A 23171-nucleotide genomic window follows, 5' to 3' on the forward strand; every position below is an offset into this window, starting at 1 on the left:
CCTTACTAGAACACCATTCTACAATATCCCTAAGTGAAACAGTGTTCTAGTAATGGAGTGTAGTGATGCCCGACCCTCGTAGTAATAAGCCGACACAGAGCTCTATTGATCCAGGAGCGCAAGCGAACCTGGTAGTGGGAATCGTTTTTCTCGCCTTTATGGGGCAAATGATTCTCAATCCGATCATCGCGCCACTGTCACGACAGATGGGATTGCGGGAATGGCATATTGGCGCCACTATCTCTTTGGCAGCGATTGTACTAGCGAGCTTGAGTGCTTATTGGGGGCGAGCTTCCCAACGTGTCGGCGCTAAACGTGTACTCGCTGCCGGGCTTGTGATCGCGATCATCGCTTTGAGCGCCTTCGGTATTGTCTCCTACCTGGGGATGAACCAGGTAGTTGGCGGTGTCGGACTAGTTTTTGGTGTTGTGATCACTCGTGGTTTGCTCTATGGTGGAGGGATTTCAGCGATCGCCCCGACCGCGCAAGCCCACCTGGTCACGCATGCTGCCAGCGAGAACGGGCGGGTAAAAGCACTGGGCATGATTGGAGCGGCTCAAGGGATGGCCTCCATTGTTGGAGGTGTTACTGGAGGTGTGTTAGCCGCTGCTGGTGGCCTGCTCTTGCCCTTGGTGGTCATGCCCGTTGTGATGGTGATTGGTCTGGTTGTTCTCTTGGTGAGTTTCGCACCTCAAAGCCGAGGGCAACTTTTTGCAAAGCCTCAACGGATTCGCTTCACTGATCCGCGTGTAGCTCCCTGGCTAGCAACTGGTCTGGTGATGTTTCTTGTGTTTTCTTCTGTTGCTACGATTTTTGGATTCACTGTCCAAGACCGCTTCGCCCTGTCGGCAACTGCGACCGCAGGTATTTCCGCGATTTACCTGACCATCATGGGCGTGACCATGATCATTGCCCAAGCGGTGATTGCTCCAAAGACAGGGTGGGGAGCAGCGAAGCTTTTACGTACTGGTCTGGCCATTACACTAGTTGCAACTGTGCTCATTTGGCCTACCTCCTCGCACGCTTTACTGGTTGTCGGGTGTATCGTGCTGGGGGTAGGTATGGGACTGGCGATGCCCGGGTACAACACTGGCCCAACCTTGAAGATGAGTGCAGATGAGCAAGGCGCAGTGGCTGGCATCATCAACGCTAATAATGGGTTGGCGTACGCGATTGCCCCGCTGGCTTCGACCGCCCTTTACGGGTGGAACCCGCTGGCACCCTTCGCCGTCTGTATCGCCTTGATTGCAGTGGTCGTCATCTACGCCCACACCGCACCCGCACTACGCCAATAACTATGAGCGTGCCTGAAGTAGCCGTTCCATCACGTTATCCTCAGGAGTCGGCCCCGAGTAGTCCACCAGCGAGTTGGCTTTGACGACGCTCTATGTCAAGTGGTTGTGAGTCAGATTTATGGTTAACAATGCATCATCAATGCACACGGCGTCGGTGCCGTTTTACTTGTCGTGCGGATAACGTGATCGTGACTTTTGCAGGCAACCCAGTCGGTGTTTTTGGTCGCGCGGTAATGAACCGCAAGGATTAGACGCGCCAGAGAGGCAACTCACGCCGGTTGTCAGGTGCGCCTGTGCGAGAAATTGGCACGATGGGATTGTGCGGGTAAGTGTCGAACAGCTTCGGCATCCGGTCGGCTGGGGACAAGCCCAGTTGGCGGTGCAAGTATTGGATAAGGGAGAGCTGCCCGAACACGCGATTCATTCCTTCAGCTACCGGAGCCAGCCTGACGTCATTGTTCAGTTTCGGTTTGATGTCGTAAACGCGGTTGAGCATCCTCGCATGATGAGCTGCGTAGTTGCGCAGAATATTCAAGGATTTCAGCCACGATTCAAGCTGAGGACCGGTTAGGCCGCAGGGTTGGGCAATCCGTTTGCGCACGATATTGGGCGACATGCCGTACAGGTATGACAGCATTCCCCAATCCATGATTTCGACGGCCGCCCAGATGGGTAGAGTCCCGCCATATTTGGATTTGTGGTGGGTGACGAAGTCCTCCTTCGACGCTTTCAATGCCGACTGGTACTTTCTCACCCATACCTCATGCACGCTACGCCCGTCTTTGTTTCGCTGCCGTGCCCGGGCGTTCAAACGTTGAGGATCCAAATAGATCAGCGGGTCAAGGCGGCCCAGTTCGTGACCGAGCTTGGTTCGAATAGCCAACTCCACGCGATCAAGCTCGATGAACACGCTGTGGCGCAATTGTTCGTCAAACCCATAGAGGGCTACCACCAGGTCAAACGATGCTCCGTCAACGAATTCATCTCGGGCGGTGCCGTCGCCTTGGGAGAAACGGCGCATCAGTAGTTCAATCGCGCCAGCAGCATCTCGGCATGCTCGGGATAAAAAACGAAGACCGGCCCTGGACTCCCACCGAGGCGGGCAGCGGAACCGGTCATGTTGCTTGCAAAGCTACCTAGTTGACGACGGCGAAGCAAGAACACGGGGCACGGAGCCATCGGTACGTTCACACACCAGTGGGCTCTCTGATCCGTCCGGATTCGTCGGTCCTCGGGGGCGTATGTGCGAGAGCCTTCCTCACGCTGTGTCCGGTTTCCCCAATCACCCAGGTGACAGAGTCTGAGGCGTATGCGGGGTCGAAGCGCTGCCTGGCGGCCAGGTTCGAGTTCTTTGACCAACAGGCGTTCGATGCTGGCAGGTTCATCTACGGCACCACCAACCTCGAGACCACCATCCACGACGGCACGAAGCTGCTGGACGCCTGGCTGGACGAGGCCGACGGGATTGATATGGTCGCTGCGTTGCCATCCTCTCCGGGTTCGCCGGGCGTGTCCTGAAGAATCGTGTGTCGATTTGGAAAAGCCCAGGTCGTGTAGGTCGTGTGAGGGAATGTGGTGTCTTGTGTGAACGGCGAGTGACAATGGGCGCAATCCTGCCGGTCGACCTTGGTAAAAGCCCAGTTCGCGAAAAGGGGGTTGCGTCTTTTGTCACTAGCGCGGCGAACGAGGACACTAAATTCCTAGATTTTCGCACGCCGGTTTGGAAAAGCCCGGGTCACGCAAACTGCGTGAGGAAATTTGGTGCGTAGACCCCGCAAAACCACAAAGAACCAGCCCTACGCGTACGGGACGACCATCCCGCCGAACGCCAGCGCAATGGCCGTGAGCACGGCCCAGGCCAGCATCGTCTTGCCGTTGAGGCCCAGCACCGGAATGAGGGCTGTGCCGGTCGCGCCGCTGCGGACCTTCATGATGGCGGCGATCGCCAGGGGGAGCGCTACCAGCCCGACCAGGGCCGGCGCGTACACCAGGGCCAGCAGCACGCTGACTACGAACGGGACGCAGGTCAGGACGGTGAACAGGGTGCGGGCGCGGCTGTCGCCGAGGCGGACCGCGATGGTCTGCTTGCCGGAGGCGGAGTCGGTGGGGATGTCGCGGATGTTGTTGACTAGGTTCACGGATGCGGAGATTGCGCCGATCGCCACGGCGACGAGCAGGCCCTCCCAGGACAGGAAGCCGGTCTGGACGAACTCGGTGCCCATCACGGCGACGAGGCCGAAGAAGATGAAGACGCTGACCTCGCCAAGTCCGATGTATCCGTAGGGGTTGTTGCCGCCGGTGTAGAACCAAGCGGCGGCGATGCAGACGGCGCCGACCAGGATCAGCCACCACGCCCCGGCCAGCACGGACAGGATGATGCCGAACAGCCCTGCAACACCGAACGCGATGAAGGCGGCGAGCTTTACGTCCTTGGGGTCGGCGAGTCCGCTGGCGGTGATGCGTGTGGGGCCGGAGCGGTCGTCGTCGGTGCCGCGGATGCCGTCGGAGTAGTCGTTGGCGAAGTTCACGCCGATGATGAGGGCCCACGCCACGAGCAGCGCCAACAGTGCCCGGCCGAGGTTGGCGTGCGCGGTAAAGGCCGCGACGCCGGTGCCGGCGATGACGGGCGCGAAGGCGTTTGGCCAGGTGTGGGGGCGGGAGGCTTCCCACCACGCGTGCAGGTTGGGTTGTGCGTTCATGGTTTCCATCATGCCCCGTGTCGGGCCTGTCGGCTAAAGTGGTGCGCCATGTGGGTCGATTATGCGGCGCGGCAGGCGGTGGCGTCGATAGGCGCGGTGGCGCGTTTGCCCTCGTTACGGTTGGCGGTGCGCTCTGGGCGTCTGGAGTTTCCCGCCGCGGGGCATACCGTGATCAGCCTGACCTCGCACGGCACCCGCTTATCGACGGTCCACCACACCCTCGCATCGCTGTTGGTGGGGACTCGCCGCGTGCCCACCATCCTGTGGCTGGACGCGGAGGACTTCGATGCACCCTGGCCCGAGCCGCTGCAGGAGCTGGTGCAGTGCGGCCTGCAGGTGCGGCGTTCCGACGGACACTACGGCCCGCACACCAAGTACTACGGTACGTTCCGGCAGCTCGCGGGTACGGGGACGAGCGTGATCACGGTGGATGATGACGTGTTGTACCCGAGGTGGTTCGTCGAGAAGCTGGTGGTGGATCCGCTGGCAGTGACGGCGTATCGTGCCCACGAGATCGCGCTGGTGGGTGAGGGGTTCGCGCCGTATACGCAGTGGCGCAGCGTGCGCACCACCGCGCCGAGCCCGCGACACTTCGCCACCGGCGTATCCGGGGTGGCGTACCCACCCGCGATGGTGGACTTCGTCGCCGCCCAGGGCGACGCCTTCCTGCGCGCCGCACCCAGCGCCGACGACGTCTGGCTCAACATGTGCGCGGTGCGCTCCGGGCACTTTGTGCGCCAAGTCTTTGACAAACCGAAGGAGTTTCCGCTGGTGCCGGGCTCGCAGTCGGTGGCGCTGGTGCGGAAGAACCTGCGCGGTGGCAACGACGCCCAGCTCGCCGCAAGCTACAGCGCAGAGGACATCAGCGCAGTCGTCAACGCAGGCTAGAACAGGTCGCGCACCGCGGCCCGGTCCACCTTGCCCGGCCCCAACAGCGGCAGCGCCGCCACGCGCTTGAGCTCTTTCGGTACCTGCCACCGTGGCAGGTCCTGCAGCGTATCCATCACGTCCGGCACCTGCGCCTCACCCGCAAACGCAGCGCAAATACGCTGCCCGAAGCGCTCGTCCGGCACGCCGACCACGCACGCGTCCGCCACGCCGGGCACGCCGAGCAGGAAGCGCTCGAGCACTTCCGGCTGCAGCTTCAGGCCACCGGAGTCAATCACATTATCGACGCGCCCTTCGACCGTCAGGTGGCCGTCAATAAGCTGGCCTGCGTCTGAGGTGCGGAACCACCCCGGCTCGGCGAAGTCGGGGTGCTCCGGCTGGTTGCGGTAGCCCTGCGCGACCATGGGGCCGCCGAGCCAGATGCGGCCGTCGCGGATGCGCACGTTGGCGTCGGCGATTGGCGCCCCGTCGTAGACGCAGCCGCCGGAGGTTTCCGAGGAACCGTAGGTGGTGACAACGTTGATGCGCAGCTTCGCCGCCGAATCCAGCAGCGTCGGGTTCGTCGCCGCCCCGCCGACGAGCACCGCGTCAAAACTGCGCAGCGCGTCAATCCCGGTGAGCGTGGACATCGCCTTATCCAGCTGCAGCGGGGTCAGCGCGGTGTAGCAGCGGTCCCCGGTCGTCGCGATTTCCGCGGTGCGCGCCGCGAACTCATCAACGTGGAACCCGTGGGTTAGGTCCACGAAGGCGGGTTCGACACCCGCGACCATGCTGCGCACCAACACCTGGATGCCCGCGATGAACGCGGCCGGCATCGCCAACAGCCACTGGCCCGGCCCGCCCAACGCCTGGTGGGTGGCGTCCGCGCTGGCAATCAGGTTCGTCGGGGTCAGCAGCGCACCCTTCGGGGTGCCCGTAGACCCGGAGGTCGCTACCACGAGGGCGACGTCGTCGTCGATCGGCTCACCCACACCCTGTGTGTTGCGCAGCAGGTTGGCGCGCGCCGGGTCGTTCGTCGGCACCGGCAGCAGGGCGCGCTGGCCGGTCAGGGCCTCCTCGAGGGCAGGCAGGATCGCCAACGGATCGGCAGGGTTAACGGGCAGGAGTTCCAGCAGCTTCGTCACGAAGCGTTAGTCTAGCGCCCCGCCCGCAAGCACCTCGATGGCGTCGCGCCACATGACGTTGCCGGTGTCGGGGGCGAAGCGATCCGTCGTTACAAGGATGCAGCGGGATCCGGCGGGCAGTGTGTCGAACGGCGCGAGTTCGCGCGCGAGCGTTGTGGGTTCGGTAACCGTGAGCGCCACCTGGATGTAGAGTGTGCGCTGTCCATCATTGGCGATGAAATCGATCTCCCCACCGGGCACCTTGCCGGTGGAAACCTGGTAGCCGCGGCGGCGAAGCTCCAGGTAGAACATATTTTCCAAGTCGTGGCCGAAGTTGAAAGGGCGAGAGCCCAGCAGGGCTGTGCGCAGACCTGGATCGACGAAGTAGAACTTACCGTTCGTACTCAGCCATCGCTTGCCCTTCGTGTCGTAGTCCCGGCACTGATAAATAAGGTGCGCGTCCGACATCAGGCCGAGGTAGCGGTCGACCGTCTCGCTCGACGCCTTGAGCCCCTCGTGCTTGAGGTGGCCCACGATGCGATTCGTAGACACCGGGTTACCTGCATTATCGAAGAGGAAACGGGCCACACGTAGGAAAGCGTCGGTGTCGCGGATCTGGCCGCGCAGCGAAATGTCGCGGGTAAAGATGGAATCGAAGAGGGAGGAGTTCGCCTGACGAATCACCACCGGGTCCGCGAGCTGCACCGTGGCGGGGAAGCCGCCGATAGTGACCCACTCCTGAAATGCGTGATCAAGCCCAGGGCGTGCGTCCGCTGGGTAGCGGAACTCCATGAATTCCGCCAGGGAAAGTGGCAGCATCGGGATCTCGATGTAGCGCCCCGCTAGATAGGTCAGCGACTCGCCAACGAACAGGGAGGCGTTGGAGCCGGTGACGCAGATCTCCAGCTGCTCGTTGAGCCGCAGTGAGTTGATCACGCGCGCCCAGTCCTTCAGCTCCTGCACCTCGTCAACGTGGAGGTAGCGCAGCCCCTGTGCGAGCCGTTGCGTAACGGTGTCGTGGAAGGTGGTCGGGTTCCGCAGTGTGGCGTTGGCCTGATCCTCGAAGTTGACCACCATGATGGCGTCTTCCGGGGTGCCGTGCTCGCGCAGGTGGCGGCGGTACAACTCCAGGAGGGTCGACTTCCCGCAGCGGCGCACGCCGGTGATGATGCGTACGAAATCGTTATCGGTGACTGCCAGCAGGTTATCCAGGTACTGCTGCCTCGGGTGCAGGACTCTCATGAGTTTCGAGTATACCGGAAACTATCTCCAAAACAGGCAAGAGTTTCAGATATACTTGAAACCGCGCAGCTGCCCGCGCAGCTACCGGCCCAGTTCGTGGCTCAGCGCCTCGAGCTCCCCGCCGCCAGCGATGGCGCCTCCGCCTGTCGGCGAGCATTCGCCCAACACCGCCACAACAAGGCATAACACCGAAACGACCGCCTTCCTGGACTTCTTCATTGCCAAAGTGTGAACCACCGCATTCGGGTGCGTCAAGCGGACTAGACGTATTGACCGGAGGTTGTAATTAATTTGTCGGGATCCGCCACGCTGGGTAAGCTCTGCCTCATGTATTCAGGCATCGCTTCCATGAAGCTGCGTTCCGCCCGCTGACGGCGGCGGGACCCCTTCTGACCTCTCGTCTGCCGTCCTGGCCATCTGCCGGGCGGTCATTTAGTGCTGCCCGGCTCCATGACGAGCTGAGAGTACGAAATGCCAATTACACCAACCTTGCGGTCATGTGTGTGGAATGGAACGCCCCGCGGGCCAGTCGCACACATCCGTGCCGAATCAATCCACATCACCTTGGGAGACAGGCACCTCCTGAACGGGCTGGATGTCACCGTCTCCGCCGGCTCACGCCTGGCGATCGTCGGCGACAACGGCCGTGGTAAGACCACCTTGCTCCATATCTTGGCGGGGCTCCTGACCCCTGACTCGGGAGTAGTGACCCAGATGGGTTCCCTCGTCCTGGTCAAGCAGGACATGCCCACTGAGGGCAACCGCACCGTCGGCAATCTCATCGCCGAAGCGACAGCTCCCTCCAGGGCTGCACTTGAGGCACTCGACGTGGCGAGCGCAGCACTCGCCGCAGGAAACGACGCGGCCGATGCCTATTCCGCAGCGCTCGAGACCGCCACGCTATTGGATGCCTGGGATGCAGAAAGGCGCGTGGACATCGCACTTGCAGGCTTTGACGCTTGCAGCGACCGCGCCCGCAAACTGTCGACCTTGTCGGTCGGGCAACGGTACCGGGTCCGGCTTGCCGTCGCACTTGGATCGACCCCTGACCTGCTCCTGCTGGACGAGCCCACGAACCACCTCGACGCTGCAGGACTGTCCTTCCTAACCGAACGACTGCGTGATCACCCCGGTGGTCTGGCTCTGGTCAGTCACGACCGCGCCCTGCTGTGTGATGTGGCGACCACCTTCCTGGATCTCGACCCGACCCGAGATGCCGTGCCGCGAACCTACTCGGGTGGCTACCAAGGCTGGATTGAAGGTCGCCGACGAGAACGCCTCGTGTGGGAACAGGACCACGCCGCCCAGGTCGCCCGGCACAAGGAACTGACACGCGCTGCAGCCGAGGCACGCTCCCGCCTGTCTCAGGGGGGATGGAGACCTGACAAGGGCACAGGCAAGCACCAACGCGCCACACGCGCTGCTGGAGTGGTTCAAGCCTTCAACCGACGTATAGAAGACCTGGAACGTCATGAGATCGACGTGCCGGCACCGCCACTGCGTCTAGCGTGGCCCGCCTCGACAACTCGTGCCGGACAGAGCATCATGAACGCCACCGAAGTTACTGTGAAGGACCGGTTGGACACTCCGGTGTCGGTTGACGTGGACGGCGGTGACCGGTTGGTGGTCACCGGACCAAACGGCGCGGGAAAGTCCACCTTGTTGGCAGTTCTTGCACAGCGTCTGGCCCCCACCACGGGACATGTGCGAGTGAACCCGACAGCGCGCATCGCTCTGCTGTCTCAAGAGGTCTCCGACTGGGATCACTCCAGCTCCGCACACGAGGTCTACGAGGCGTACCTAACAAAGCTGGGCCGCCAATCTCAGGCGCCTACTCTCGGCTCGCTCGGGCTGCTCGAGGCCTCTGCAACCAACACGCCCGTGGGGCGCCTGTCGCAAGGACAGCAACGCCGACTTCACCTGGCCATGTGTCTGGCCCAGGACCCAGACCTGCTGCTCCTGGACGAACCCACCAATCATCTGTCATCGAACCTCGTCGACGACATCACCACCGAGCTTCAACAGGCCTCCTGCGCGGTGATCGTCGCCACCCATGACCGGCAGATGCTCCGCGACTTTACCGACTGGCCCCATCTGAACCTTGACTTGAAGGAGATGCTATGAACCCGCTTCACCCCTTGACCATCCCCACGTACCGCCAGTTGTTCGTAGCGATGGTGCTGACCATCTTCGCCCAGGGCGCCTGGGCCCTCTACCTGACCATGCAGACCCTCGACCTGGGCGCCACGCCCGCCACCCTGTCGGGTGTCGTGGCCTGGAGCGGCATCGGCCTGCTTGTGGGATCCCTCCCAGCTGGCGTAATTGCCGACCGGATCCCCAACAAGTCCGTCATCGTGGGTGTGTTCGCCCTGAACCTCGCCATCGCGACCGCGACGTCCACAGCAGCAATCCTCGACTTTGTCACCTTCTGGATGCTCGCGGTCTCCGCATTCATCATTGGCGCTTCAACCGCCTTCTTCTTCCCCGCCTACACGGCACTGGTGCCAGTCCTGGTGGATAGCGACGACCTCATGGCCGTCAACGGCCTCGAAGGCGCCACCCGTCCCTTGGTCGGACAGGCACTTGCGCCCGCCGTCGTCGGAGCGGTCATCGGCGCAAGCATGCCCGCCGCTGGCGGGTACCTCATCGCAGCAGCAATCGGACTTGGCCTGCTCGCGGCCCTGCGGCTTCCCACCCCCACCCGTGCCGAAACGGAGGCCGATGCTGACGCTGCGGCCGACTCACCGATCACCGACCTGCTCGATGGCTTCCGCTACGTTTCCCGCACACGCTGGGTCCGCTCCAGTGTCCTGTTCGCGGCCGTTATGGGACTGGTCGTGACCGGACCACTCGAAGTCCTCCTACCCGCTCTTATGCGCTCCTCGCATGACAATGGACCTGCTCTCTACGGGGCCGTCCTGGCTGCCCTCGGCGCGGGCGGGTTGGTGGGCTCCCTGCTGGCGGGGTCGTGGCGCACACCGGAACGCTTCCTGCCCGCAATGGTCGGCGTTTGGGCGCTCGGATGTCTGTTCTTGTCCATTCCGGCGCTCACCAGCAATCCATGGGCCATCGGTGCAGGACTCGCGTTCTACGGGGCGCTGATCGGGATCGGGATGGTCATCTGGGGAACAGTGCTCCAAGAGCACGTCCCCTTGGAGATGCTCGGCAGGGTCGCCAGCCTCGACTTCTTCATTTCCATCGCCTTCATGCCTTTGTCCATCGCTCTCACCGGACTCTTCAGCCGCTTCATCGACTCCAGGACTCTGTTCATCACCGCCGGCCTGGTGCCACTGGCCATGGCAGCACTGCTCCTAGCCCTGGGTCAACTCAAGATGCCGCAGAAGACGCTGGCCGAGGCATGAGAGACCTAAGACACACGAACATCATCCTCACACCTCTCCACCGCTTTGCTACCGCGGCGAGCTCGGCGGCTGGTTGCACTGGGTTTTCACGATTGACCAACGTTTGAGGTCAGTACAGCTAGAACACCTCGGCGATCAGCAGCATGGCCGGCAGCGCCAGGAAGATGGTCAAAAACACGGTGTCGCGGTAGTGGGTGGCGGAGGGGGAGGTTGCTTGGCGACGATCCTTCGGCCTGCGCCAGCAACCCACAAATAAACACGTCCACGAGCCATGCCCGGCTACGGGCGAACACCTCCTCTGCCATGTCTGGCAGCAGGGTGCGCTGGCCCGCAAGCACCCCGATGGCGTCGCGCCACGTGACGTTGCCGATGTCGGGGGCGAAGCGATCCGTGTCAGAAAAAGTCGTTACCGCTACCGGCCCAGCTCGTGGCTCAGCGCCTCGAGCTCCCCGCCGCCAGCCATCTGGTGCGTCAACTCCTCCAAGGTGACCTCGGCCCGTGGGGCGTCGAGCTCCTGGCGGCCCAGCTTCAAAATGGTGAAGTGGTCACCGACCAGGAACGCGTGGTGCGGGTTGTGGGTGACCAGGACGACGGCGATGCCGCGGTCGCGGGCGGCGGCGACAAAGCGCAGCACCACGCCGGACTGCTTCACGCCAAGCGCCGCGGTCGGCTCGTCCAGGATGAGCACGCGGGCGCCGAAGTACACCGCGCGTGCGATGGCCACGACCTGGCGCTGGCCGCCGGAAAGGTTCCCGGCGTCCACCTCGACGTCGGGGATGTCGATGCCCATCTCGCGCAGCTGCTCGGCGCAGATGCGTTTCATCTCGGCGTCGCGGAGGACGCCGAAGCGGCCGGTGAGCTCCTGGCCGAGGAAGAAGTTGCGCCACACGCTGAGCTCATCCACGATCGCCAGCGTCTGGTGCACCGTTGCGATGCCGGTATCGATCGAATCTCGGGGGGAGGTGAAGGTGGTTGGCTGGCCGTCGATAAGCACTTCGCCCGAGGTCGGCTGGTGCAGGCCAGCGAGAATCTTGATCAACGTGGACTTGCCGGCGCCGTTGTCGCCGAGCACGCAAGTGACCTCCCCTTCACACACTGCGAGGTTCACCCCGCGCAGCGCATCGAAGCTGCCGTAGGACTTGGTGATGTTCTTCAGTTCAATGACAGCCACTTAGCGCCCCTTGGTGTACTTAGCGAAGGACATATTCGTAAACACGGCGACCAGCAGTGTTGCGCCGAGGAAGAACTTGAACCAGTCAGGGTTCCAGCCGGCGTAGACGATGCCCTGGTTCGTCAGGCCGAAAATCAGCGCGCCGATCGCGGTACCCACCGCGGTGCCGCGCCCGCCCGTCATAGCGCAGCCGCCGATGACGGCAGCGATGATGTAGAGAAACTCGTTGCCCACGCCCTGGCCTGCCTGGATGGAGTCGAAGGCGAACAGGGTGTGCATGCCCACGAACCAGGCCGCGAAGCCCACGCCCATGAACAGCAGAATCTTCACCCGACGCACCGGCACGCCCACGGCACGCGCGGCGTTTTGGTCCCCGCCGACCGCCGTGATCCAGTTGCCGAACTTCGTGCGGAACAGCACAAACGAGGCAATCGCGACGAGCAGCAACCACCACAGCACCGTCACATTCAAGGTGACGCCGCCAATGTCGAAGGTGCCCGCGAACACCACGTGCGCCGACGGGAAACCCTCCATGTCGGAGATGATCGGTGTCGCCACCTGGCCGGTCACCAGCTTGGTCACCGCTAGGTTGAGGCCCTGCAGCATCAAAAACGCCGCCAGCGTAATCAGGAAGCTATCGATGCCCGTGCGGGTGACCAGGTAGCCGTTCAGCGCGCCGATCGCCAGCGAGATCCCGAGCGCCATGAACGCGCCAACCCACGAGTTGAGGTGCAGGTTGTAATTCAGCATCGTCGCGGCCAACGCGGCCGTGGTCACGGCGACGCCGGAGGAAAGATCGAACTCGCCGCCGATCATCAGCAGCCCCACCGCGAGCGCCACGATGCCCAGCGTCGAGGACGCGTACAAGGTGGTCGCGAGCGCCTCAAAGGAGCGGAACGCGGGGGCGACGGTCAGGAAGAACGCAAAGATCGCGATGAAGCCCAGCATCGAAGCGAACTCGGGGCGCCGGATGAGCTTGGAAAAGCCAGTGTGCGTTCGTAGCCGGTCATCGCTTGTCGACGCCCCTTCGCTCACTGCCGCGCTCATCGCATGCCCGCCTTCGCTGCCTCGGCGACCTTGTCCACGTTGTCCTTATCTACGAAGCTCGGGCCTGTGTAGACGGGGCGGCCGCCGCCTAGGGTGCCGCCGTTGCGCTTCGCGATCCACAGTGAGTCGACGGCCAGGTAGCCCTGCAGGTACGGCTGCTGGTCGACGGCGAAGGCGACACGGCCGTCGGCGATGGCGTCGACAAGCTCGGCGTTGGTGTCAAACGTGGCGACCTGCGCCTTGGACCCGGACTGCTTCACGGACTCCGTCGCGCGCATCGCCACCGGCGCCTGGAGGGCGAAGACGGTGTCGAAGCTCTTGTCCTGCGACAGTTTCGAGGTGATGGTGGACTGCACGGACGTCAATCCTGGCCGTTGACGTAGAGCAGTTCGACGTTGCCATCGAGGCCCTTGCGGACGCCGTCGCAGCGCGCTTCCTGGGAGGAGTTGCCCTGCTCGTGGATGACGCACAGGACGTTCGACTTGCCTTCCTCCTTGAGGCGCTCGCCAGCGGCGTTGCCCGCCACCGACTCGTCCTGGCCGAAGAAGCCGGTCATCCCGTAGTCCTGGTACTTGCCCATACCGGCGTTCAGGCCGACGACGGGGATGCCGCGGTCGACAGCGTTGCGCGCCGCAGGGCCGATTGCCTCGGCGTTCGGCATGGTCACGGCGATGCCGTCGACGCCAGCGTCCACCGCCGAGCGCACCAGGTTCGCCTGGTTCGGCGCCTGCGGGTCGGAGGAGTAGCGCAGCTCGATGTTGTCCTTCTTCGCCGCGTCCTCCGCGCCCTTGCGCACGAGGTCCCAGTAGGTGTCGCCCGGCGCACCGTGCGTGACCATGGCCACCACGTACCTCGGCGTATCGACGCCACCAGCGGTCCCTTCAGTGTTCTCGGAGCGGGGTGCGCCGCCTGTTGAGGAGCACCCAACAAGCAACGCCGCAGCCATCAGCGCTGCGGCAAAAAATGTAGTCCGTGTCTTAGCCATTGTATGAGTGTGATCCACCGCACCATGTTTGTCAAGGCTAGAACACCCCCGCGATCAACAACATCGCAGGTAGCGAAAGGAACGTGGTGAGGAAGACGGTGTCCCGGCAGATCACCTCGCCGGAACGGTACGTCGCCGCGTAGTTGTACACGTTCTGCGCCGTCGGCAGTGCGCACAGAATGAGGGCCGCGTACATATCGGAGCCGGTCAGGCCCAGAAGCGACGCCACGCCCCACGCCACGGCCGGCATGCCGATCAGCTTGAGGATGGTAGCGGTGGTCGTCGCTAAGCGCTGGCTCTGCAGCACCTTCTCCCCGGTGAGCGAGGCGCCGAAGCTCATAAGAATCATCGGGATGGACGCGCCACCCAGAATCTGCAGCGGCGCGAGCACCGGCTCCGGCACCGTCCACGACGACGCTGAGACCGCAAACCCCGCAAACGCCGCAACCACCACCGGCGCCTTCAACCCCGCGATGACCGACTTCAGTAGCCCCGACGCCCCACGGTCCAGGCCAGCGATCACGATGGGGGAGAGCACCGCCATCTGCAACACCAGCGCCGGAATCACGTACGTCGGATCCCCCAGCACATAGGTGGCGATGGGCAATCCGATATTGACCGAGTTGTAATAACTCGACGACGCCGCCCCCGCCATGGTCTCCGCAGCATCCTGCTTGAACCACACCGCACTGATCGTCCAATAGATCAGCATCGTGGTCACTGTCGCGATTGCGATCACCAGGATCACCGGGGAGAAGAACGCATCCGTGTCCGAAACCGCCACCGATGAAAAAATCAACGACGGTGTTGCCACATGGAACGCGATGCGGTTGAGCTGCAGCCGCTGCTCGCCCGGGCCGATCACCTTCTTCTGGGCAAGCCACCAGCCCGCCGCGATCACGGTGAAGATGATGGCGAAACCAGTCAGAACGTCAAGCATGTCGAATGAGTGTAGTGGCTACGCGCCCGTGAAACTGGCGCCTAGTCCATCTGCAGGACGGTGCGCAGTTCCGCGAAGGGAGCCGGGCAGATTTCGTGCGTGACGGTTCGGCCTGTCCGGGACTTTTTGAGTAGTCCGGCTTCGGCAAGCTTCTTGAGGTGGTGGGAGACCGTCGGTTGGCTGAGCCCGGAATACTCGGTAAGCGCGGTCACGCTCATCGGCTCGCACCCTTCTGCGGCGAGGCGGGAGAGGAGGCGCAGCCGGGCGGGATCTGCCAGCACTTTGAACAGGGCCGCGAAGCGCTCGGCGTCTTCTGGGGGGAGTGGGCCGGAGCCGAGTGAGCAGCAGTCTGGGGCGGGGGATTGTTCGTGCATGACTTCTACCTTCTCATATTGACAGCGGTCTATGCGCCCCTCTATTTTCACATATTGATAGTTATCGATATGTGAGGTGATTAGATGACCAACCCAGAGCCGACCCCCGTTCGAATGTCGTTCCTCGACAGATTCCTACCAGTGTGGATCATCTTGGCGATGGCATTCGGTCTGCTGCTGGGCCGCGCCGTTCCAGGACTCCGCAGCACGCTTGAGCGTTTTGAAGTCGGCGGTATTTCGCTGCCGATCGCGCTGGGCCTTTTGGTGATGATGTACCCGCCGCTGGCCAAAGTCCGCTACGACAAGATCCGCGAGATCGCCACCGACAAACGGCTCATGACCGTCTCCATCATCTTGAACTGGATCGTCGGCCCCGCGTTCATGTTCGCCCTGGCCTGGCTGTTTCTGCCGGACCAGCCAGAGCTACGCACAGGCCTCATCATCGTCGGACTGGCGCGCTGCATCGCCATGGTGCTGGTGTGGTCCGACCTGTCCTGCGCCGACCGGGAAGCCACGGCCGTCCTGGTCGCCATCAACTCAGTATTCCAGGTGCTCATGTTCGGCGTGCTCGGATGGTTCTACCTGCAGATCCTGCCGAGCTGGCTGGGCCTGGAGACCACCTCTGTGGAGTTCTCCTTCTTCTCCATCGTCACCGCGGTACTGGTGTTTCTCGGTATCCCGCTACTTGCCGGAGTGCTCTCCCGCATCATCGGTGAGCGAGTGAAGGGCCGTGCGTGGTACGAAGAGACTTTCCTGCCAGCGGTTTCCCCGCTTGCGCTCGTGGGGCTGCTGTACACGATCGTGCTGCTGTTCTCCCTGCAAGGCGATCAGATTACATCCCAACCGTGGACCGTTGCCCGAGTCGCCCTGCCACTGCTGGGGTACTTCGTGGGCATGTTCCTGATCGCCCTGGTGGTGTCGAAGGCGTCGGGGATGGGCTACGCCCAATCCGCCTCCGTGTCCTTTACCGCCGCGGGCAACAACTTCGAGTTGGCCATCGCGGTGGCGATCGGCACGTTTGGCGCCACCTCGGCTCAAGCGCTGGCAGGTACGATCGGCCCGCTCATCGAAATCCCCGTCCTCGTCGGACTTGTCTACCTCATGCGCGGCATCGGGCAGAGACTCTTCTCAGGCGATCCCACCCTGCCAGCTGCAAGGAGCCGTTCATGAATCCCAGTGTCTTGTTCGTCTGCGTCAGCAACGGCGGTAAATCACAAATGGCGGCGGCGCTTGCGCGACACTACGCAGGCGACCAGGTCAGCGTCTTCTCCGCTGGCACGAAACCGGGCACGAAGCTGAACCAAGAATCCGTCGCCGCAATTGCAGAACTCGGTGCCGACATGTCGCGCGGCACACCAAAACCCATCGACCCAGAACTGCTGCGCACAGTCGACCGAGTAGTAATAATTGGCGACGCCGCCCAGCTCAACATGCCAGCCGACGCCGCCGGCACCCTGGAACGCTGGCACACCGACGAGCCGTCCACCCGTGGCATCGAAGGCATGGAACGGATGCGCCTCGTACGCGACGATATCGACGCCCGCGTGCGCGCCCTCCTGCGCGAGCTGCATCGCACGCTTTGAATCCCACGCTTTGAGCGGTTTGGGGCGCTACGCGCGGGCCCGGCGGGCGAGTGTATTACCTAGCGACTGGATGGCCTGCACCACGATGATCAGGATGATCACGGTGGTGAGCATTGCTACGGAGTCGAACTGCTGGTAGCCGTAGGCAATCGCAAGGTCGCCCACGCCGCCACCGCCAATCGTTCCGGCCATCGCGGTCGCGGAGATAAGACCCACGGTTGCCGTCGTGATCGCGAGGATGATGGAGGATTTCGCCTCCGGCAGGAGGAAGTGGCGGATGGTCTGCCACATGTTCGCCCCCATCGATTCGGCGGCCTCGGTGATACCGGGGTTGACCTCGAGCAGGGACTGCTCGATGAGGCGGGCGATGAACGGGGCGATGTACAGGGTGAGCGGTACCAGCGCGGCCGTCGTGCCTATTGAGGTGCCCACAATAGAGCGGGTGAACGGCGAAATCGCGACGAGCAAGATGATAAACGGCAGGGAACGGATGATGTTGACCACCACGTTGAGCACCCCGTACACCAGCCGGTTCGGGCGCAGACCGCCCGGGCGGGTGATTACCAGCGCCAGCGCCAGCGGAATGCCAACCAGAGCGCCAATGAACAGCGCGACCCCCACCATGTACACGGTCTCCCCGAAGGAGTCGAGGTACATCGACGGAGTCACGCGCGAGCCCGTCAGGTCGCGCCACCAAGAGTTCAGCGGTTCCATTTACGCCTCCACCTCATTCACAGTCACACCTTCCAGGGAGGACAGCCACGCCACCGCGCCGCCCGTCTCGCCGCCACGCAAGCCGACGATGGTGGTGCCCACGGTGGTTGCTGCAAGCTCAGTACTTGACGACGCCAGCAGCCGCGCATCCACACCAAACCTGCCAACGAGCTGCGTGAACACCTCTTGAGCAGCCCCGCCCGTATGGACGAGCTGCACCGCGCGGTCAAACCCACCTTCGCGGACGGTCTCGCGCACGTGCTCAGGGACCTCGCGCTGGATGACCGTCTCCACGAACCGCTGCGTCAACGGGTGTTGCGGATCGGCGAACACCTCGGCGACGGGGCCCGATTCCACAAGGTGGCCTTCGGATAGCACCGCAACTCCATCCGCGAGGCGTGCCACTACGTCCATCTGGTGTGTGATCAGCAAAATGGTCACGCCGAGCTCCGCATTGATCTTTCGGAGTAGCTCCAGGATTTGTGTTGTGGTGAGCGGATCCAGGGCGGATGTGGGCTCGTCGCAAAGCAAAATACTCGGATTGGTCACAAGCGCACGAGCGATGCCGACGCGCTGCCGCTGACCGCCCGAAAGCTGGCGTGGCTTGTGACTTGCGCGGTCGGCCAGCCCCACCATTTCGAGGGCCTCCGCGACACGGCGCTGGATCTCCGCCTTCGGCGTCTTCGACAACAGCAGGGGCGTGGCCACATTCTCCGCAACCGTCTTGGTCTCTAGCAAGTTGTAGTTCTGGAACACCATCGACACCTTGTGCCGCAGGTCACGCAGCTGCTTCGCGTTCAGCTTCGCGGGCTCCTCGCCGAGTACCGACACCGAGCCCGACGTCGGCACCTCCAGCCCATTGACGGTACGAATCAGCGTGGACTTGCCAGCACCAGACGTCCCCACCACGCCGGAAATCCCGCCCGCGGGTACCGCGAACGAGATGTCCTCGAGTGCAGTAAAGCTTGTGTCCCCGGTGTCGAACACCTTGGTCACACCGTCGAATATGACGGCGTTGCCGCTGCCGGTTGCGATGGTCATGCGAGCCTTTCTAGCGCTTTGTCTACTTCAGAGAATCCGGAAGGAACCAGTAGTTGTTCTCGTTGTGCTCGTCGAAGTACTGCTTGAACTCCTCCGAGCGGTACGCGTCCGCAACCGCCTTCGCCCACGGCTGATCCTTCTTGTCCTCGGTGGTCACCGCTACAAGAATCAGCTCCGGACGCAGCGTCTCCTGGAACACCTGCAACTTCGGGTCCAACCCGGCGGAATACGACATGGAGCCAGGAATCACCGCCCAGTCAAAGTCCGGCAGCGTGCGCGACAGGTTGCCCGAATCAATGGAGATAATCTCCAGGTTGTGGGGGTTGTCCTTAATATCCGACTCCGCGACCAGCGTCGCATCCGGGTCCTGCAATGTGATCCAGCCAGCATCCACTAGCAGGTGCAGCGCGCGGGACTTGTTCGACCCATCCAGCGGGATGCCAACCTTGTGGCCGTCGGCAACCTCGGTGAGCTGCGTGTACTTATCGGAGTACAAGCCGGCCGGTACCGTCGGCACCTCAGTAATGGAGGCGAGGTTGCCACCCTTTTCCTCATTAAACACGTTCAACCAGGCAGTGTGCTGGTCAACGTTCAAGTCAGCAGACCCCTCGTTGAGTGCAGTATCTGCCTGGGTCAAGTCAGTAAACGACTGGTACTCCACTTCGTAACCCTGCCCCTCCAGGATGGGGCCGACCGCGTCCGTGAACAGCTCCGAGTACGGGCCAGGCGAAGTAGCGACACGGATCGTCTGCAAGTCGCCGTCCGGGGTTGCGGAGGCGTCGGTGGAATCGCCGGAGCAGGCGGTGAGGCCAAGCGTTAACGCGGCAGCCGCGGTGATGGCAGTGAGTTTCTTCAGCACGATGTTTCCTTTCAAGATGTTTTAAGCTGTACCGAAGAATAAACCACTCGGTTTGTTATTGCAAGACTGGTCGGTCTATTTTGTTGGGGCGCGAGGTGGTCGGGGCGGTCTGGTTTGGGCTTGTGCTGGGTTGGGGTGGGGTGAGGTTGGGGGCGGGGGCTGGGGTTGGGCGGCCGGGGGCTAGGGTTGATCGCCTAAAAGTGAGTAAAAGGATTGTAGTATTCCGCTTTTCGCAAAGAATTTCGAGGATTACTACAATCCACCTACTACAGTTTGGAGTTTTTTTGGGGGGCTCGCGCTGCTGTTTTTGGGTGCGCGGCATGGTGGCGAGCGCGTTCCTAGAGCTGCGGTAAACGTGCAGCTCACGGGTGGCGTACCCGTTTCTGCAACGCTTTCGCACCCGCTTTTGCAATTTGCGGGACTGTGAGTGGCGGCGCGGACGCGCTTCTTTGTGGAAGCGGCTGGTCTCGACCGTAAGGAAGGGGGTGAGATGAATGCCTCAAGCTGATTCCGGTAACCAGCCGGACAAGCGAAAGGCCCGGAAAGCGATGAAGGAGATCACAATCCGAGCCTTAGGCGGGCTGCTAGCCAGACTGCTTGCGGATCTGATCCGCAAGTTAACCGACTGGCCAGATAGCTAGTCTCGCCGAACCCTTGCGTTGGTTAACCGGCCTCGCAGGGGTTCAACCGTTTTTGCCGACATGAGTGGAGGTCATGTCGTGGCTAAGTCTAACTGAATATCAGACACGCACAAGGCCTGGCGCTCTATCTCCGCAACTTGCCGATCAATGCCATCACGCCCGAGACCCCCGCTGTCAGCATTCCGGCCAACGTGGCCAGAGCGAGCATCCCGGCGATGAAGGACTCGGCCTCCGGGTCGAACGTTTCCAGGCACAGACCGAAGAGCACAAACGACACCACGGTGATGATCACCGACCGCTTGAATACCTTCCCGGACTTGGAGCGTCGTTTCGGGGCGGTAGCAGGCGTGACTAGCGCGGGATCGTACGGTGTCGATTGGGCAGGAACCGGTGCGTGCAGCGGGGCATACGCTGCGGCAAGCAGCTCCTCAGGTGTCAGTTCATTGGTGGCAGGTCGGGGCTCGGTGGCTGCAGGGCGTGGCGCTGGAGCAGGCTGCGCCTCCGCAACAATCTCCGGAGTGACCTCCTCAACAACCGCCGCCTCCACCTCAACCGGTTCCTCGAGTCCGTCGACGGCGAGGTCCACCACCATCTCCACGAGCTGGCTGCACCGCTTCGGGCCGACGCCGTGCAGGTCAAGTAGGTCGTAGGCGCTGGCGTTGAGCATCTCCGGGTGCTCGAGGCTCCACATGGCGAGGTAACGGTCGATGCCGCGCCCGGTCGCCTCGGGGACGTGGTGGGGTTTGAGGTTGTCGGCGATCTCGTGCAGTGGGCGGTCCGGGTGCTGCTCGATCCATGCGGCGGCGATGCGCGCACTCGACGAGCCAACAGCGTGCGACTGCTCGGTGGTCAGCCAAGAGAACTGCTCCGGGGCTGAAACAGGCGGAGCGGCATCAGGGGCAACAACCGGTGCGTCCTCGGTCGAGTCCTCCATGGCCGTCAGCAGCTGGGCGAAGTGGGTCTCGCTGATGATCGGCACGTTGTTCTCGCGTGCTTGCTTCGCTTTCCCGCTCATCGAGTCCCGGTTCGCCGCAACAAGGACGGCGCACGTGCGGGTCACGCCGCCGACGTCGAGGCCGGCGGCGGTGGCGCGGTCGGTCCATACGTCGCGCGGGATGTCGAGGGCCCCGGTGAACGCGACGCGGTCGCCTGGGCGCAGGCTGAAGGTGGCGGGGGTGGGGCCGGAGGTGGACTCGTCGAGAAGCGAGCGCACGAGCTGCGCATCGACGTTGAGCGCCTCGGCGATGTCGAGCAGCGTGGCGCGTTCCTCGTCGGTGATGACGCCGTCGGCCCAGGCTTCGACGGCGAGCTGGCGCGTAAACTCCTCGTTGATGGCGTCGACGTCGTCGGCGCTGAGGCCCGCGGCGATGGCGGTGGATTCGAGGCGGCGCATCTCGGTGCGGGAGATGGCGCGGTCCACAAGTGCGCAGGTCAGCTCGGCGCGGTAGTCGGCTTCGTTCTTGGTGGTGGCCGTCGGCAAGGTGCGCGAAAGCTGCCCCGCCCAGGAGGGCTCGCCGCCGCGGGGGAGGCACGGGGCCTCGGCTGCGGGGGCGGTGAACGTCGCCGTCGGATACTTCTCGACGTCCACTCCGTTGCCCACGCACAAGTAATGGAGGAGCTCGGCGGTCGCCTCGGCGTCCGCGAGCGCCGAGTGCGCAAACCGGTTCCGAATCCTCGCGATATCCAGCGCTTCACTTAACTTGCCCACGCCCATGTACTGCTTCGTCAACCGCATCGTGTCCAGCCACTCGCACAAGCCGTCCTCCGCGCCGGCGCGCGCGAACTCGTTGGTCAGGAAGCGGTGCTCAAACGACGCATTGTGCGCCACCAGCGTGCGGCCATTGAGCAGCGAGCCCAGGTACGGAGCGACGACGCAAAATAATGGTGCATCCACCACATCGGTCGCCGTGATCTTATGGATGTAACTATTCGGAATGTCGCGCTCCGGCTGGATCAGGGTCTCCCACGTGCGCTCCACCGTGAAATCGGGGCGCAGCAGCACCACGCCGATCTCCACAATGCGGTCCTGGTTGCTCAGCCCTGTCGTCTCCAAATCGACGACCGCAAACCCATTCCGGCCCATTCCTGCTCCTTTGTCCATCCGTGTTGGGGGCGTCAATAAATATAAGGCACGCCTCGGACACACCAGGGACGGAGTCGGCCGGATGTTCGATGGAACCGGAGGGGGAGTTGTGGTCGCCGCGTAACGCCCGGCACCGTCTGTGCCGATTACATGGGCATGAAGAAGATCCTCGCATCGGCCGTCGCTGCGGCGACCGCCTTCACTGCCCTCGCCACGACCCCGGCCCACGCCGCCCACCTCGCCCGCACTGACAGTGGCCAGTGCCGCGTCGTCCTCAACGACGCCGAGCGCGGCCCTGCCTGGCAGGCCGAACGCATCGCAAAAACGCTCACGCACGGCATGTACGCCACCGCCGTCGCCGAAGCATTCGAGGCAACCTTCGAGGGGCTCAAACCACTTGGCGACGCCCACCTCGACCAACCAGCCATCATCTCCTACCAGCAACTCCGCCTGGAAGGGCAGGAGCCCGGCGAGCGTCCCGACTACGACGCCACCCGCGCCGCCACTAAGGAAAAACTGGCCAAGCTAGGCCTGGTTTCCACCGACGCCGACTTCTACCTGGACATGAAGCAGGGCGCCCAGATTCCGCTTTCACCAGCGGGCAAGGCGCTGCAGGGATCGGCGCGCTGGTACATCGGTATCGACGGCTCCGTGCCGGAGGTGACCAGCCTCGGGGCGAACTACGTGTTTGGCCGTACCGGCGACAACACTGCTCGGTTCCTGAACCACGTCCAGGACTGGAAGCGCGCCGCGTTTGCCTCGAACATGTCCGACACATACTTTGCCAAGGCCACCGACTCACTCGAGTCCCGGTACTACTACTTGCTTAAGCAGGCGCAACAGTGCAGCGACAACCCACCGCTTATCTTCAGCACCCAGAACGCAGACCTGCCAGCACCGCCGGTACTGAAGAACACCCTGCCGGGCCAATCAGCAGACCCTTCCACACCCGAAGCGCCGACCCCGGAGCAGCCCGCGCCGAAGCCGGAGCAGCCGCAGAACTTTGACGCCAAGCTCGGCCAGATCATCGGCATCATCGCTGCGGTTCTGGCAGCGCTGGGTGGGTTGTTCGCGCTGCTCAAGAACGCCGGCATCAATGTGCCGGAGCTTCCGAAGATTCCCGGGCTGAACAAGTAGATCTCCT

Annotated in this window: 21 protein-coding genes and 2 pseudogenes; 8 read left to right on the forward strand and 15 right to left on the reverse strand. The window is 63.0% G+C overall.

The window, feature by feature from the left end; translation table 11 throughout:
- The first annotated feature begins 65 nt into the window (after window positions 1-65).
- Window positions 66-1295, forward strand: a complete 1230-nt coding sequence (locus R0V12_RS07640; RefSeq protein WP_070495012.1) for an MFS transporter — start codon at window positions 66-68, stop codon at window positions 1293-1295.
- Between the two features lie 247 nt (window positions 1296-1542).
- On the opposite strand, the pseudogene R0V12_RS07645 reads toward R0V12_RS07640, so the two are convergent.
- A pseudogene (locus R0V12_RS07645) lies at window positions 1543-2414 on the reverse strand (Abi family protein).
- A gap of 171 nt (window positions 2415-2585) precedes the next feature.
- Between R0V12_RS07645 and R0V12_RS07650 the strand changes: the two are divergent.
- On the forward strand, window positions 2586-2813 hold the full coding sequence (locus tag R0V12_RS07650; protein WP_256020512.1) for a hypothetical protein: 228 nt from the start codon (window positions 2586-2588) through the stop codon (window positions 2811-2813).
- A gap of 278 nt (window positions 2814-3091) precedes the next feature.
- Here the strand turns inward: R0V12_RS07650 and R0V12_RS07655 are convergent, their stop codons facing one another.
- Window positions 3092-3994: a 1,4-dihydroxy-2-naphthoate polyprenyltransferase gene (locus R0V12_RS07655; protein WP_320072428.1), complete on the reverse strand. Its 903-nt coding sequence runs from the start codon at window positions 3992-3994 to the stop codon at window positions 3092-3094.
- Between the two features lie 48 nt (window positions 3995-4042).
- Here R0V12_RS07655 and R0V12_RS07660 point away from each other — a divergent pair, with 48 nt between their 5' ends.
- Window positions 4043-4882: a glycosyltransferase gene (locus R0V12_RS07660; protein ID WP_320072429.1), complete on the forward strand. Its 840-nt coding sequence runs from the start codon at window positions 4043-4045 to the stop codon at window positions 4880-4882.
- Here R0V12_RS07660 and menE read toward each other — a convergent pair.
- The 3 genes from menE to R0V12_RS07675 all read right to left on the reverse strand — a co-directional run bounded on the left by menE (window position 4879) and on the right by R0V12_RS07675 (window position 7446).
- Window positions 4879-6006: an o-succinylbenzoate--CoA ligase gene (gene menE, locus R0V12_RS07665; RefSeq protein ID WP_320072430.1), complete on the reverse strand. Its 1128-nt coding sequence runs from the start codon at window positions 6004-6006 to the stop codon at window positions 4879-4881. The genes R0V12_RS07660 and menE overlap by 4 nt on opposite strands.
- A gap of 6 nt (window positions 6007-6012) precedes the next feature.
- Window positions 6013-7227, reverse strand: coding sequence for an ATP-binding protein (locus R0V12_RS07670; protein ID WP_320072431.1), 1215 nt, complete (start codon window positions 7225-7227; stop codon window positions 6013-6015).
- Between the two features lie 81 nt (window positions 7228-7308).
- Window positions 7309-7446: a hypothetical protein gene (locus tag R0V12_RS07675; RefSeq protein WP_168161606.1), complete on the reverse strand. Its 138-nt coding sequence runs from the start codon at window positions 7444-7446 to the stop codon at window positions 7309-7311.
- A 252-nt stretch (window positions 7447-7698) separates the two neighbouring features.
- On the opposite strand from R0V12_RS07675, the gene R0V12_RS07680 reads away from it, so the two are divergent.
- Window positions 7699-9351: an ABC-F family ATP-binding cassette domain-containing protein gene (locus R0V12_RS07680; RefSeq protein ID WP_413774851.1), complete on the forward strand. Its 1653-nt coding sequence runs from the start codon at window positions 7699-7701 to the stop codon at window positions 9349-9351.
- A complete protein-coding gene (locus R0V12_RS07685) occupies window positions 9348-10589 on the forward strand; it encodes an MFS transporter (RefSeq protein ID WP_070477443.1) in 1242 nt (413 codons plus the stop codon). Before R0V12_RS07680 ends, R0V12_RS07685 begins: the two co-directional genes overlap by 4 nt.
- 118 nt (window positions 10590-10707) lie before the next feature.
- Here the strand turns inward: R0V12_RS07685 and R0V12_RS07690 are convergent, their stop codons facing one another.
- From R0V12_RS07690 to R0V12_RS07715, 6 genes and pseudogenes are all read right to left on the reverse strand, one after another.
- Window positions 10708-10839 carry a hypothetical protein gene (locus R0V12_RS07690; RefSeq protein WP_255365778.1) on the reverse strand — a complete coding sequence of 44 codons (132 nt, stop codon included), beginning with the start codon at window positions 10837-10839 and terminating at the stop codon, window positions 10708-10710.
- A 162-nt stretch (window positions 10840-11001) separates the two neighbouring features.
- On the reverse strand, window positions 11002-11760 hold the full coding sequence (locus R0V12_RS07695) for an ATP-binding cassette domain-containing protein (RefSeq protein ID WP_070477445.1): 759 nt from the start codon (window positions 11758-11760) through the stop codon (window positions 11002-11004).
- Entirely contained in the window at window positions 11761-12807 is a 1047-nt protein-coding gene (locus tag R0V12_RS07700) for an ABC transporter permease (protein ID WP_070477446.1), read from the reverse strand.
- Window positions 12804-13792: pseudogene (locus R0V12_RS07705) on the reverse strand (substrate-binding domain-containing protein). Before R0V12_RS07705 ends, R0V12_RS07700 begins: the two are co-directional and overlap by 4 nt.
- Before the next feature lie 37 nt (window positions 13793-13829).
- Entirely contained in the window at window positions 13830-14732 is a 903-nt protein-coding gene (locus R0V12_RS07710) for an AEC family transporter (RefSeq protein ID WP_320072433.1), read from the reverse strand.
- Window positions 14733-14773: 41 nt separating this feature from the next.
- Window positions 14774-15106, reverse strand: a complete 333-nt coding sequence (locus tag R0V12_RS07715; protein ID WP_256006107.1) for an ArsR/SmtB family transcription factor — start codon at window positions 15104-15106, stop codon at window positions 14774-14776.
- A gap of 84 nt (window positions 15107-15190) precedes the next feature.
- On the opposite strand from R0V12_RS07715, the gene arsB reads away from it, so the two are divergent.
- Both arsB and R0V12_RS07725 read left to right on the forward strand, forming a co-directional pair.
- Window positions 15191-16276: an ACR3 family arsenite efflux transporter gene (gene arsB, locus R0V12_RS07720; RefSeq protein WP_320072434.1), complete on the forward strand. Its 1086-nt coding sequence runs from the start codon at window positions 15191-15193 to the stop codon at window positions 16274-16276.
- Complete coding sequence (locus R0V12_RS07725) at window positions 16273-16689, forward strand: arsenate-mycothiol transferase ArsC (RefSeq protein ID WP_070477457.1); 417 nt, start codon at window positions 16273-16275, stop codon at window positions 16687-16689. The genes arsB and R0V12_RS07725 overlap by 4 nt, the downstream gene beginning before the upstream one ends.
- A 27-nt stretch (window positions 16690-16716) precedes the next feature.
- Here the strand turns inward: R0V12_RS07725 and R0V12_RS07730 are convergent, their stop codons facing one another.
- The 4 genes from R0V12_RS07730 to R0V12_RS07745 all read right to left on the reverse strand — a co-directional run bounded on the left by R0V12_RS07730 (window position 16717) and on the right by R0V12_RS07745 (window position 22027).
- Window positions 16717-17403 (reverse strand): methionine ABC transporter permease, encoded by a 687-nt coding sequence (locus R0V12_RS07730; protein ID WP_070975750.1) that lies wholly within the window; start codon window positions 17401-17403, stop codon window positions 16717-16719.
- Window positions 17404-18444 (reverse strand): methionine ABC transporter ATP-binding protein, encoded by a 1041-nt coding sequence (locus tag R0V12_RS07735; RefSeq protein ID WP_320072435.1) that lies wholly within the window; start codon window positions 18442-18444, stop codon window positions 17404-17406.
- A gap of 22 nt (window positions 18445-18466) precedes the next feature.
- On the reverse strand, window positions 18467-19303 hold the full coding sequence (locus R0V12_RS07740; protein ID WP_320072436.1) for a MetQ/NlpA family ABC transporter substrate-binding protein: 837 nt from the start codon (window positions 19301-19303) through the stop codon (window positions 18467-18469).
- A gap of 765 nt (window positions 19304-20068) precedes the next feature.
- Window positions 20069-22027 carry an exonuclease domain-containing protein gene (locus R0V12_RS07745; RefSeq protein ID WP_320072437.1) on the reverse strand — a complete coding sequence of 653 codons (1959 nt, stop codon included), beginning with the start codon at window positions 22025-22027 and terminating at the stop codon, window positions 20069-20071.
- Between the two features lie 156 nt (window positions 22028-22183).
- Here R0V12_RS07745 and R0V12_RS07750 point away from each other — a divergent pair, with 156 nt between their 5' ends.
- On the forward strand, window positions 22184-23164 hold the full coding sequence (locus R0V12_RS07750) for a hypothetical protein (protein ID WP_320072438.1): 981 nt from the start codon (window positions 22184-22186) through the stop codon (window positions 23162-23164).
- Window positions 23165-23171: the final 7 nt, after the last annotated feature.

This window comes from Corynebacterium sp. UMB2355A (genome assembly GCF_033877495.1).
Classification (GTDB): domain Bacteria; phylum Actinomycetota; class Actinomycetes; order Mycobacteriales; family Mycobacteriaceae; genus Corynebacterium; species Corynebacterium pseudogenitalium.

What these genes read in the sequence shown, in the direction of transcription:
- R0V12_RS07685 (WP_070477443.1), top strand. Translation starts at nt 9,348, where the DNA reads ATGAACCCGCTTCACCCCTTGACCATCCCCACGTACCGCCAGTTGTTC.
- R0V12_RS07640 (WP_070495012.1), top strand. Translation starts at nt 66, where the DNA reads ATGCCCGACCCTCGTAGTAATAAGCCGACACAGAGCTCTATTGATCCA.
- R0V12_RS07655 (WP_320072428.1), bottom strand. Translation starts at nt 3,994, where the DNA reads ATGAACGCACAACCCAACCTGCACGCGTGGTGGGAAGCCTCCCGCCCC.
- R0V12_RS07730 (WP_070975750.1), bottom strand. Translation starts at nt 17,403, where the DNA reads ATGGAACCGCTGAACTCTTGGTGGCGCGACCTGACGGGCTCGCGCGTG.
- R0V12_RS07750 (WP_320072438.1), top strand. Translation starts at nt 22,184, where the DNA reads ATGAAGAAGATCCTCGCATCGGCCGTCGCTGCGGCGACCGCCTTCACT.
- R0V12_RS07680 (WP_413774851.1), top strand. Translation starts at nt 7,699, where the DNA reads ATGCCAATTACACCAACCTTGCGGTCATGTGTGTGGAATGGAACGCCC.
- R0V12_RS07710 (WP_320072433.1), bottom strand. Translation starts at nt 14,732, where the DNA reads ATGCTTGACGTTCTGACTGGTTTCGCCATCATCTTCACCGTGATCGCG.
- R0V12_RS07745 (WP_320072437.1), bottom strand. Translation starts at nt 22,027, where the DNA reads ATGGGCCGGAATGGGTTTGCGGTCGTCGATTTGGAGACGACAGGGCTG.
- R0V12_RS07715 (WP_256006107.1), bottom strand. Translation starts at nt 15,106, where the DNA reads ATGCACGAACAATCCCCCGCCCCAGACTGCTGCTCACTCGGCTCCGGC.
- arsB (WP_320072434.1), top strand. Translation starts at nt 15,191, where the DNA reads ATGACCAACCCAGAGCCGACCCCCGTTCGAATGTCGTTCCTCGACAGA.
- R0V12_RS07725 (WP_070477457.1), top strand. Translation starts at nt 16,273, where the DNA reads ATGAATCCCAGTGTCTTGTTCGTCTGCGTCAGCAACGGCGGTAAATCA.
- R0V12_RS07670 (WP_320072431.1), bottom strand. Translation starts at nt 7,227, where the DNA reads ATGAGAGTCCTGCACCCGAGGCAGCAGTACCTGGATAACCTGCTGGCA.
- R0V12_RS07660 (WP_320072429.1), top strand. Translation starts at nt 4,043, where the DNA reads ATGTGGGTCGATTATGCGGCGCGGCAGGCGGTGGCGTCGATAGGCGCG.
- R0V12_RS07735 (WP_320072435.1), bottom strand. Translation starts at nt 18,444, where the DNA reads ATGACCATCGCAACCGGCAGCGGCAACGCCGTCATATTCGACGGTGTG.
- R0V12_RS07675 (WP_168161606.1), bottom strand. Translation starts at nt 7,446, where the DNA reads ATGAAGAAGTCCAGGAAGGCGGTCGTTTCGGTGTTATGCCTTGTTGTG.
- R0V12_RS07700 (WP_070477446.1), bottom strand. Translation starts at nt 12,807, where the DNA reads ATGAGCGCGGCAGTGAGCGAAGGGGCGTCGACAAGCGATGACCGGCTA.